Raw genomic sequence first — 322 nt, forward strand, 5'->3', positions numbered from 1 at the left:
GGGTACAACCACCAGGTGGCCCAGAACCTGGACTTGCAGTCGCTGCTGGTGGTTGTCATGAATTGGCGGGCCCGTCTCATCTCGCCGCGGCCTCGCACGGTGCACTTGTCTCAGGCCATTCAGCATCAGCCCGCACTACAGGCGCACAAGCATGTGCTGCGCGAGATCTCTCAGGACCTGGAGGCCGGGCGATCCCTGACCCCTCGTTTGAGCACAGAAGCCGATTCGATTGTGCTGCCCCCAGCCCAGCAGTCCAAAAGGTCAAAGAGACGGCTGGACGCCATGCTCTCCGACTGGGGTGTCTACCACCTGCATCTCGGGG

Annotated in this window: 1 protein-coding gene; it reads left to right on the plus strand. The window is 62.4% G+C overall.

Annotated features, from left to right (window positions below; translation table 11 throughout):
* Positions 1 to 15: 15 nt before the first annotated feature.
* Positions 16 to 322, plus strand: a 307-nt coding sequence (locus FS770_RS13615; RefSeq protein ID WP_222126533.1) for a hypothetical protein, incomplete at its 3' end; no start/stop codon positions are given.

It is taken from the genome of Kocuria salsicia (assembly GCF_007681555.1).
GTDB classification, from domain to species: Bacteria; Actinomycetota; Actinomycetes; order Actinomycetales; family Micrococcaceae; genus Kocuria; species Kocuria salsicia.